The organism is Bradyrhizobium sp., assembly GCF_047605465.1.
In the GTDB taxonomy this organism is placed as follows: Bacteria; Pseudomonadota; Alphaproteobacteria; order Rhizobiales; family Xanthobacteraceae; genus Bradyrhizobium.
Window position 1 is genome coordinate 40,638 of the sequence record NZ_JASGFS010000050.1, and the last position, 9,641, is coordinate 50,278.

8 protein-coding genes and 1 pseudogene are annotated in these 9,641 nt (G+C 67.0%); 4 read left to right on the plus strand and 5 right to left on the minus strand.

Features of this window, described 5'->3' with window-relative positions; genetic code table 11:
* Nucleotides 1–266: 266 nt before the first annotated feature.
* Nucleotides 267–1,871, plus strand: a complete 1,605-nt coding sequence (locus QM712_RS27355; protein ID WP_415026276.1) for a glycosyltransferase family 39 protein — start codon at nt 267–269, stop codon at nt 1,869–1,871.
* Here the strand turns inward: QM712_RS27355 and QM712_RS27360 are convergent.
* Both QM712_RS27360 and QM712_RS27365 read right to left on the minus strand, forming a co-directional pair.
* Entirely contained in the window at nt 1,780–2,808 is a 1,029-nt protein-coding gene (locus tag QM712_RS27360) for a YcjF family protein (RefSeq protein ID WP_415026268.1), read from the minus strand. The genes QM712_RS27355 and QM712_RS27360 overlap by 92 nt on opposite strands.
* On the minus strand, nt 2,805–4,274 hold the full coding sequence (locus QM712_RS27365) for a YcjX family protein (RefSeq protein ID WP_415026269.1): 1,470 nt from the start codon (nt 4,272–4,274) through the stop codon (nt 2,805–2,807). Before QM712_RS27365 ends, QM712_RS27360 begins: the two co-directional genes overlap by 4 nt.
* A 173-nt stretch (nt 4,275–4,447) precedes the next feature.
* On the opposite strand from QM712_RS27365, the gene trhA reads away from it, so the two are divergent.
* Nucleotides 4,448–5,143 (plus strand): PAQR family membrane homeostasis protein TrhA, encoded by a 696-nt coding sequence (gene trhA / locus QM712_RS27370; RefSeq protein WP_415026270.1) that lies wholly within the window; start codon nt 4,448–4,450, stop codon nt 5,141–5,143.
* 48 nt (nt 5,144–5,191) lie between these two features.
* Entirely contained in the window at nt 5,192–5,986 is a 795-nt protein-coding gene (locus QM712_RS27375; RefSeq protein ID WP_415026271.1) for an SDR family oxidoreductase, read from the plus strand.
* Nucleotides 5,987–6,199: 213 nt separating this feature from the next.
* Here QM712_RS27375 and QM712_RS27380 read toward each other — a convergent pair whose 3' ends face one another.
* A complete protein-coding gene (locus tag QM712_RS27380; RefSeq protein ID WP_415026272.1) occupies nt 6,200–6,661 on the minus strand; it encodes a MarR family winged helix-turn-helix transcriptional regulator in 462 nt (153 codons plus the stop codon).
* Between the two features lie 75 nt (nt 6,662–6,736).
* Here QM712_RS27380 and QM712_RS27385 point away from each other — a divergent pair, with 75 nt between their 5' ends.
* Entirely contained in the window at nt 6,737–7,513 is a 777-nt protein-coding gene (locus tag QM712_RS27385) for an SDR family NAD(P)-dependent oxidoreductase (protein WP_415026273.1), read from the plus strand.
* Between the two features lie 69 nt (nt 7,514–7,582).
* Here the strand turns inward: QM712_RS27385 and mdlC are convergent, their stop codons facing one another.
* Both mdlC and QM712_RS27395 read right to left on the minus strand, forming a co-directional pair.
* Nucleotides 7,583–9,205 (minus strand): benzoylformate decarboxylase, encoded by a 1,623-nt coding sequence (mdlC, locus tag QM712_RS27390; RefSeq protein WP_415026274.1) that lies wholly within the window; start codon nt 9,203–9,205, stop codon nt 7,583–7,585.
* A gap of 168 nt (nt 9,206–9,373) precedes the next feature.
* Nucleotides 9,374–9,641: pseudogene (locus QM712_RS27395) on the minus strand (protein dehydratase); the annotation flags it as partial.

Below are 9,641 nucleotides of genomic sequence, written 5' to 3' on the forward strand. Positions count from 1 at the left end.
CGTAGCGTTTAATTCCAGCGGCGGACAGCTTGCCCGATCAAATGCGCGGCAAGCCGCCGGACGAGGCTCCCTTCGTCGCGCGGGCGGCCCCGGATCGCGCTGGAGAGGCCCGGACGGCATGGGCATCGGCTGCAACATCCGGCGCATTGACTCCCCCTCCCAAGTTGGGGAAAAGCGCGGCCGTGACGACAGCTCCCGACATCACCGCGAACCCTGCCGGCGCCGTGCGCCGTCCCCTGGTCACGGCCGTGCTCGTGATCGCCGCGATGACGGTGCTGCGCATCGTCTATGCTTCTGCGATCGAGCTGCGCACCGACGAGGCCTATTACTGGACCTGGTCGAAGGAGGCGGCGCTCAGCTTCCTCGACCATCCGCCCGGCATCGCCTGGCTGATCCGTTTCGGCACCGCGATCTTCGGCGACACCGTGCTCGGCGTCCGTTTCGGCGGCATCGTCGCCATGCTAGTCATGCAGCTCCTGCTGGCCGACATCGTCCGCCGCGTCACGCATGACGTCCGCGCGATCGTGCTGGCGGTGCTGATGCCGGAGGCCGCGCTGTACTACGGCCTGTTGATGGCCAAGGTCGCGCCCGACGTCGCGATGATCCCGTTCGCGGTGGCGATGATGTGGTCGCTGGTGCGGCTCGCGCAGAGCGGCGACGGCCGCTGGTGGCTGGCGGCGGGGCTGTTCGCCGGCCTGTCGATGCTGTCGAAATTCACCGCGATCATGTTCGCTCCTGCGGTCGCGGCGTTTCTCCTGGTGCCGGACTGGCGTTGGCGCTGGCTGCGCAGCCCGTATCCCTATCTCGCGGTGCTGATCGCAATTGCCGTGTTCTCGCCGGTGCTGATCTGGAACGCCCAGCACGATTGGGCCTCGTTCCGTTTCCAGGGCGTGCGCGCCACGGCCAATTACGGCATCTCGCTGCGGACCATCGGCGACTATATCGGGCTGCAATTCGGCCTGGTCGGCTTCGTCATGCTGCCGGTGGTGCTGTCGGGGCTGGCGCTGACGGCGTGGCGCGGCTATCGCACGCGCGAACCGGTCGCGATTCTGTTGTCGACCGCGGTGCTGGTGCCGTTTCTCTATTTCTTCGTGAAGTCGCTGACGCTCAGGGTGGGCGACACCTGGCCGATGTTCATGTGGCCGGTGGGCTTTGCCGCCGCCGCCATCAACCTCGCAGCACTGCCGAAGGAAGGCTGGTCGGCGCGCATGATCCGCTCGAGCATCTTCTGGGCGAATGCGGCGATCGTGTCCGGCATCGCCTTCGTCGTGATCGTGTTCCTCTACTACGTCGCGGCCCCCTGGAATCTGCTCGGCAGGATGGATCCGATCGGCGCGGAGGCGGGCTACGAGCAGGTCGCGGCGCAGGCGCAGGCCGCGCTCGACGAGACCGGAGCGACCTGGATCGCGACCACGGATTACCGCACCTATGCGATGATGCGCTGGCTGTTCAGGGGGCGCGTGCCGGTCATCGAGATCGGCGAGCGCGGCCGCTTCCAGGACTTTCGCGATCCCGGCATGGACCGGATCAGGGGACGTGCCGGCATCTATGTCGGCCGCCAGCCGGAAGATCGTTCGCCGCTGTGGGATTCGATCCCCGTCACACGCACGCCCCTTGCGCAGGTCGAACGCCGCTGGCGGGGTCTCGTGATCGACACCTACACGCTGGACAAGCTCACCGGCTGGACGCCGGAGCTGTCGCCGCCGAAGGACTCGCCGTTGTTCCAGTGGCGCGTGCTGGCGTCCGTCTCGCCGCCGCTCGCAGGCAGGGCCGCAGGCGCTACTCTTCTTCGTCCTTCCTTCGCAGCAGGTCCGTCGCGAGGTCCGACAGTTTCGGCTGCGGCAGGGCTGCGAACGGCAGCGGGCGGGTGACGTCGATCGCGGCGAGGCCGAGCCGCGCCGTCAACAATCCGTTGAGGATGCCTTCGCCGAGGCGCTGGGACAGTTTCGCCGCGATGCCGTGGCCGAGCATCTGCTGCATCAGGCTGTCGCTCGCGGCGATGCCGCCGGTGATGGCGAGATGGGCGATGACGTGGCGGAGCAGGCGGATCATGCCGAGTGCGCCGGGACGCCCGCCATAGAGCCGCGCGAGCTGCCGGATCAGCCGCAGCGATGCCACGAACACGAACATCACGTCGATCAGCGCGCGCGGGCTCACCGCGGTCACGATCGAGACCCGCTGTGCCGCAGCCGACACCAGCCGCCGCGCCTCCGCGTCCAGCGGCGACATCAGTTCGCGCTCGGCAAGCCGGATCATGTCGGCGCCGTCGATGATCTCGCCGGTGTGGCTCTCCAGCGCGGCGCGGGCGCGCGCGAGCTGCGGGTTCTGGTGGGCGATCCGAAGCAGGTCCCGCACAATGGCGCGGCTCTCGGCGCGGTCGTCGCTGGCGAGCACGGCAGCGGCGCGCTGGTGCAGCTTCTCGATCGTGGCGAGCCGCGCCAAGCCGACCGCTTCGCGTCCGACCACCGCGGCGAGCGCGAGCGTCGTGACGAAGGCGAGCGCAAGGCCGATGAAGCCGAGGCTTTCGCTGCGCGCGAACAGGTCCTCGATCAGGTGGACGACGCCGAGCCCGACCCCGAGCAGCGTCAATCCGGCGAGGCCCGACCAGAACAGTGCGCCCCAGGGAAAGCCGCGGCGCGCAAGCTGTGGCGCTTCGACCGGAACGGGCAGCGTCGACGGATCGGGTTCCGGCGTGATCTGGATCGTGCCGCGGCCGAGCCGTGCCGTCTCGTCGGCTTCGGTCACGACGACGCCGGGATCATCCAGCCGGAACGTCGCCGGCCGCCGCTGCTGGGATCGGTCGTTCATAGCAGCTTGTCTCCGATCAGGAACTGCAAGGCACGGTCGAGGCGGATGTGAGGCAGCGTCGGCTCCTCGTCGCCCTCGCGTTCGAGTTTGGGCGGCCGGAAGCGCAGGAAGCGGAAATCGCTCTTCTCGGCAGCCGCCGTCGCCAGCCCGCGGAACGCATCGGTGCCGTTGAACAGCGCCTCGGGATCCAGCGGCAAATCGCCGGGAAAGGTCGCGACCTCGGTATTGCCGTCGAAGAATTCGCCGCCGGCGCTCTCGCCCGCGGCCGGTGTTCCCAGCAGTGACGGCAATTTGTCGCGGCCATGGGCGACCTGGGCCTCGCGCGTGGCGCGAACGGCGGCGAGCGCCACCACGTCGATCTCCGCGCCGGTGTTTTCCGCCCGCGCCGCGGCGCGCGCGACCGCGCGGCGCAGCACGGCCTCGAGCCGGTCGTGGCTGGAATGGTGCAGATGATCCGCCTTGGTCGCCGCGAACAGGATGCGGTCGATGCGCGGCCGGAACAGGTTGGAGAGGAAGGTGCTGCGGCCGATGCGGAAGCAGTCGAGAATGCCGGCGAGCGCCGCTTCGAGATCGTGCAGCGCCTCCGGGCCTGAATTGAATGCGGCAAGCGCGTCCGCGAGCACGATCTGACGGTCGAGCCGGGCGAAATGATCCCGGAAGAACGGCCGCACCACGACGTCCTTGTAGGCCTCGAAGCGGCGCACCATCATCGCCCACAGCGAGCCGTCGGGCGCCTGTCCACCCACGGGCACGTCGAGCGGCGCGAAGGTCAGCGCGGGCGTGTCGGCGAGATTGCCGGGCATCAGGAAGCGGCCCGGCGGTAACAGGCTCATCGCGAAACGTTCGTCGCGGCAGGCACGCAAATAGCTGGTGAAGAGCCGTGCCGCCGTCAGCGTCGCCTGTTCGTCCTCCCGCGCCTCGGGCTTCAAGGTCGCGAGATGCGCGTGAAAGTCCGCGGCAAGATGCGCGCGCGGCGCTTCGCGCGACAATGCGAGGCTCTCCGCCGACCATTGCTCGTAACTCTTCTGCAGCAACGGCAGGTCGAGCAGCCATTCGCCGGGATAATCGACGATGTCGAGCGTCAGCGTGCGGTCCGCGCCGTTCTGGCGCTGATAGTCGATGACGAGGCGCAACTCGCTGATGTCGACGGTCGAGTTCGGCCAGCGCCGCTCCTCGATCAGCGCGCGCAGATGGTTTTCATAGGCGAAGCGCGGCACGGCGTCGTCGGGCTGCGGGGCCAGATGTGCGCGCGCGATCCGCCCCGAGGCATAGGCCTCGAACACCGGAAACCGGCCGCCGCGCGTCAGCCCGTGGATCAGCGCGGTGATGAACACCGTCTTGCCGGCCCGCGACAGGCCCGTGACGCCAAGCCGCACCGTCGGGTTGAACAGGTGCTCACCATAGTCGAACAGCGCCCGGGCCGACAGGCGCGCCTCCTCGACCATATCCTGGAAACTGAATGCCATGTGAACGTGAGGGGCTCGGGCGAGGGCTACGCAAAACGGACTAGTCACAAAAGTGGCAACTGCCTGGCGAAAATCAAGCTTCATACTTCCACCGCGTTTGTCGGCGAAGCAGCCTTTGAACGTCACGTTAACTGCGAAAGACCAATACTGGATACCCATCACGTCGGAACGATATGACGATCTTCAGGCTGAAACAGTTCGCATCCACCTCCGTCCATGCCGCGGCCGACGTGATCGGCTGGAATTACGACCGTGCCGAGATGATCGCCGACGGCATCATCCATGCCATCGGCGTGTTCTCCGGGATCGTGGCTGCGACCGTTCTCGTGGTGCTTGCGGCGGTCTATGCCAGCGCGATCGACATCGTCGGCGTATCGATCTACGTCGCGGGCCTGCTCTCCATGCTGGTGCTGTCGGCGACCTATAATCTCTGGCCGGTCTCTCCGGTCAAATGGGTGCTGCGGCGGTTCGACCATTCCGCGATCTATCTGCTGATCGCCGCGACCTACACGCCGTTCATCCTCGAGCTGAAGGACAGCGTGTTCGCGCTGGCGCTGCTGGTCTGCGTCTGGTGCGTCGCGATCTTCGGCATCGTGCTGAAGCTTCGCTATCCCGGCCGGTTCGACCGCGTCGCGGTCGGCATCTACCTAGCGATGGGCTGGAGCGGCATGATGCTCTACGATGCCGTGGTCAAGGCGCTGCCGACCATGGCGCTGTGGTTCGTGGTCGCGGGCGGCGCGCTCTACACCTTTGGCGTGATCTTCCACGCCTGGCGGCGGCTGCGCTTCCAGAATGCGATCTGGCACGGCTTTGTCTTGGCCGGCGCGGCATGCCATTATACCGCGGTGCTCGACCTCGTGTTGAACTGAGCAAGATCCAAGCGGTATAAGGCCATACAAGAAAAGAGGAGACGTCGCATGCAGGTGACCGGCAAGGTCGTGGTCGTCACGGGCGGCGCCAATGGGATCGGCAAGGCGCTGTGCGAGGCCTTTCACAAGGCGGGCGCTGCCAAGGTCGTCGTCGCGGACATGGACGCGGCCAACGCGAGGGCGGTCGCCGCGACCGTCGACGGTGCGGCCTTCAAATGCGATGTCGCCCAGGAAAAGGACATTGCCCACGTCATCGAGGAGACCGAGCGCCAGTTCGGCCCGATCGAGCTGTTCTGCTCCAATGCCGGTATCGGCGGCGGCTTCGATCCGATGTCGGTCAATGCCGGCGGCTCGTCCGATGAACCCTGGCAGCGAAGCTGGGCGATCCACGTCATGGCCCATGTCTACGCCGCGCGGCACCTCATTCCCCGCATGAAGGCGCGCGGCGGCGGCTATTTCCTCAACACGATCTCGGCCGCAGGCCTGTTGTCGCAGGTCGGCAGTCCCGCCTATTCGACGACCAAGCATGCGGCGGTCGGCTTTGCCGAAAATCTCGCGATCTCGCACAAGGCCGACAACATCCGCGTCTCGATCCTCTGCCCGCAGGGCGTCGACACCAACATGCTGCGCTCGATCCCCAAGGGCCCGCAATCCGGCGACGGCGATCTCACCCCGGAGCAGGTCGCCAAGGACGTGCTGGCCGGCCTCGAGCAGGAGACCTTCCTGATCCTGCCGCATGCCCAGGTGCTGGGCTACATGCGCAAGAAGACCGAGAACTACGACCGCTGGATCGGCGGCATGGCCAAGATCCAGGCCAAGATGCGGGAAGAGTTCGGGAAGTAGCGGTCGGGTGTGCCTGAAGCACGCTCAGCCAAACACTCGCTGTCGTCCCGGCGAAAGCCGGGACCCATAACCCCAGCGAGAAATGTGGCGAAGATGCTTCACCGCGCTACTTACACCTGATTGCGATAGATAGATCACGCGGCATGGGTCCCGGCCTTCCCCGGGACGACGCCAGATCTCCGCCCGAAACCGAGCGGGTGCTCCGCGAAATGGCTACGCCGCCGTCCGCCCCTCATCCTCGCCCCGGCTTTGGCGCAGCGCGCGCGCGTAGAGCATCATGCCTTCGCGCACCGTGCGCTGTTCGGCATCCGACAGCGCGGCGAGCGCGCCGCTGACCTGCTGCCGGCCGAAGGCGTGCAGCGCCTCCAGCGTGCGCCGGCCCTTCGCGGTCAGCGACAACAGTTTGCTTCGCGCATCGGCCTCGTCCGGCGTCTCCCGCAGTTCGCCGCAATCGATCAGCTTGCGCACCATCCGGCTGATGCTGGATTTCTCCAGCCGCAGGAAGTCGCCGAGCTCGCCCGAATTCATCGGACCGCGAATGCCGATCTCCAGGATCGTGTGTACGGCCGATGGCGGATAGTTCGTCGCCGCCACCGTCGCGTCCATGAATCCGAGTTCGCGCACCATCAACCGCGAGGCGGCGCGGATGTCGTCGATCAGCGCAAGCTGTGGCATCTTGACTCCCGGCATATGGTTGTATCATACAACTATATGCGCGCAACGAGGCGCGCAAGCGTTTTGGAGTGAGCCATGAGCGGAACCTTGCCGGCCGGTGAGCGCATGAGGGGCAAGGTCTGCCTCGTTACGGGCGGTGGCAGCGGCATCGGCCGCGCTGCGGCGCTCAGGATGGCGTCCGAGGGCGCAGAGGCAATCGTGGTCGCGGGACGACGCGAGGCCGAAATCGAAGCTGCCGCCGCTGCCTGCCACGAGCTCGGCGTCGAGGCGATCGCGGTCCAGACCGACATCACCCGAGACGACCAGGTCGAGCGGCTGGTTCGCGTGGCCGTGGAACGCTGCGGGCGGCTCGACGTCGCCTTCAACAATGCCGGCTTCCAGGAGCGCCGCGCGCCGCTGGAACAGCAGGGCATGGATATCTACGACAGCGTGTTCGACACCAATGTCCGCGCGCTGTTCCTGTGCCTGCGCCATCAATTGCCAGCGATGCTGGCGCAGGGACGCGGCAGCATCGTCGTCAATGCCTCCGTGAGCGGCGTACGCAATCCCAATCCCGGCTTCTCGCTCTATTCGGCATCGAAGGCGGCTGCGATCTCGCTGACCCGGTCGGCGGCGATGGAGAATGCCCCGCGCGGCATTCGCATCAACGCCATCGCTCCGGGCCGCGTGATCACCGACATGATGCTGAGCGCCGGCGTCGGCGATGTCGCCACCGTGGGCGCCGGCCTGCCGCTGCGACGGATGGGAACGCCGGAGGAGGTGGCCGAAGCCGTGGTGTGGCTCTCGTCCGACGCGTCGTCATACGTCGTCGGCCACGTGCTGGCGGCGGATGGCGGATTCCTGGCGGCTTGATCTCGGCCCGATCCAAAATCGCGACGTCGTCCCGGCGAAAGCCGGGACGGCGATTGGGGGCGTGCGTCCCTAATGCTTCTGGCCGTACAGCACCGGCACGGCCGAATCCACGACGACCTCGACGAGGCTGGTGCCCTGGAACGCCATCCCCCGCTCGAGCGCCGCTCCGAGTTCCGCCGCCTTCGTCACCCGCACCGCATGGCAGCCCATGCCTTCGGCGAGCCTGACGAAATCGATTCCCGGCAACTCCAGCCCCGGCACGTTGCGCACCTGCATCACCTGGCTGAACGAGCGCATCGCGCCATAGCCGGAATTGTTGATGACGACGATGGTGAGCGGCAGCTTGCGCTGCGCGGCGGTCCACAGCGCCTGGATCGAGTACATCGCCGAACCGTCGCCGATCAGGCAGACGGTGCGCTGCTTAGGCTTGCCCAGCGCCATGCCGACAGCGGCGGGCAGGGAATAGCCGAGGCCACCGCTGGCCATGGTGTAAAAACTGTCCTGGCCGGGCAACGGGAGGAATTTCTGCATCGCCGGCCGGTGCGACGGTACTTCCTCGACCAGCGACGCGCCATTCGGCATCGCCTGAGACAGCGAATGCAGCAGGAATTCGACGGGCAGCGGGTCGGCCGCTTGCGGCGCAGGCGGCAAGGTGCGGCCTTTGGGCGTCGCACGCTTGCTCTCCGGCAGGAGGTCGAGCAGCGCGCTGAGCGCCGGCTTCATGGTGGCGATGATGCTGGTGCCGACCGGCGTGACCGCGGCAGCGTCGGGGTCGTCGGTGATCTGGAAGATCGTCGCGCCGCCGTCGAAGATCGCCGCATGGCCTTCGACATGGAAGGTGAACACGGGCGCGCCGATGACGACGACGAGATCGTGCTCGCGCAGCGCATCGGAGAGCTGTGCCGGCGAGGCATGCAGGAAGCCGGCGAATTGCGGGTGACGTTCGGGGAACGAGCACCTTGCCGAGAACGGGCTGACCCAGACGCTGGCCTTGGCCTTTTCGGCGACGCGCACCATCAGGTCGACCGCGCCGGCGCGATCGACGCCCGGACCGACGACGAGGGCAGGGTGCCTGGCCGACCCGAGCGCTGCGACCAGCGCTTTCATCGCGTCCGGCTCGGGCCCGATCTCGCGGCTGACCTTGCGCGCCTGGACGGGAGCGGTGGCATGCGCCCAGTCGTCGATCGGGATCGACACGAAGGTCGGGCCGCAGGGCGGCTGCATCGCGGTGTAGTAGGCTCGCGCGATCGCGGCCGGCACGTCCTCGGGCCGGGCCGGCTCGACGCTGTACTTCACGTAGGGACGCGGAAACTCGGAGGGACGCTCGGCATAGAGGAAGGCCTGCAGCGGCAGGATCGAGCGCGCCTGCTGGCCGGCGGTGATCACGAGCGGGGTCTGGTTGCGATGGGCGGTGTAGATGTTGCCGAGCGCGTTGCCGACGCCGGCCGCCGAGTGCAGATTGACGAAACCGGCATTGCGCGTCGCCTGCGCATAGCCATCGGCCATGCCGACGGCGGAGGCTTCCTGCAGCGCCAGCACGTAGTCGATGTCGTCGGGCCAGTCGCTCAGGAACGGCAGCTCGGTCGAACCGGGATTGCCGAACACCTTCCTGATGCCGAAGGATCGCAGCAGGTCGAGCGTCGCCTGCTTGACGGTGACGGACTTGCTGCCGGTCTTGCCGTTCTTTGTCATCGCTTCCGTCCCTGCTTGTTCCTCTTCCCAAAGGGCGCGTCTTCGCGCGTCTCGAAGGATGAAGGCCCGGCCGTGGCCTCGCCCTTCGAGACGCCGCTGCGCGGCACCTCAGGGTGAGTGTCTAACTTCCTACATCGCCGCTGCATTCGCAATGACGAGGAGAGACGATTACCACACCGCCGTGCCCTTCATCGTCGGCTGCCCCTCCGCATTCGCGGTCCACAGCTCCATCCCCGCGTCAGTCTCATTGGCATTGATGGAGAACTCCGAGCCCTCGAACAGCGGTTGCAATCCGCGATACGTAAACTTCTTCGGGGGCTTGCCGCTACGCAGCTTCGCCGCCATCTCGATGATGAGCGCTGCCTGCAGCGGGCCATGGAAGATCAGGCCCGGATAGCCCTCGACCTTGGTGACGTAGTCGCGGTCGTAGTGGATG

Bases quoted from the DNA above. Each gene is read 5' to 3' on its own strand.
- QM712_RS27355 (WP_415026276.1), top strand. From the start codon at position 267: ATGACGGTGCTGCGCATCGTCTATGCTTCTGCGATCGAGCTGCGCACC.
- QM712_RS27375 (WP_415026271.1), top strand. From the start codon at position 5,192: ATGCAGGTGACCGGCAAGGTCGTGGTCGTCACGGGCGGCGCCAATGGG.
- mdlC (WP_415026274.1), bottom strand. From the start codon at position 9,205: ATGACAAAGAACGGCAAGACCGGCAGCAAGTCCGTCACCGTCAAGCAG.
- QM712_RS27380 (WP_415026272.1), bottom strand. From the start codon at position 6,661: ATGCCACAGCTTGCGCTGATCGACGACATCCGCGCCGCCTCGCGGTTG.
- trhA (WP_415026270.1), top strand. From the start codon at position 4,448: ATGACGATCTTCAGGCTGAAACAGTTCGCATCCACCTCCGTCCATGCC.
- QM712_RS27385 (WP_415026273.1), top strand. From the start codon at position 6,737: ATGAGCGGAACCTTGCCGGCCGGTGAGCGCATGAGGGGCAAGGTCTGC.
- QM712_RS27365 (WP_415026269.1), bottom strand. From the start codon at position 4,274: ATGGCATTCAGTTTCCAGGATATGGTCGAGGAGGCGCGCCTGTCGGCC.
- QM712_RS27360 (WP_415026268.1), bottom strand. From the start codon at position 2,808: ATGAACGACCGATCCCAGCAGCGGCGGCCGGCGACGTTCCGGCTGGAT.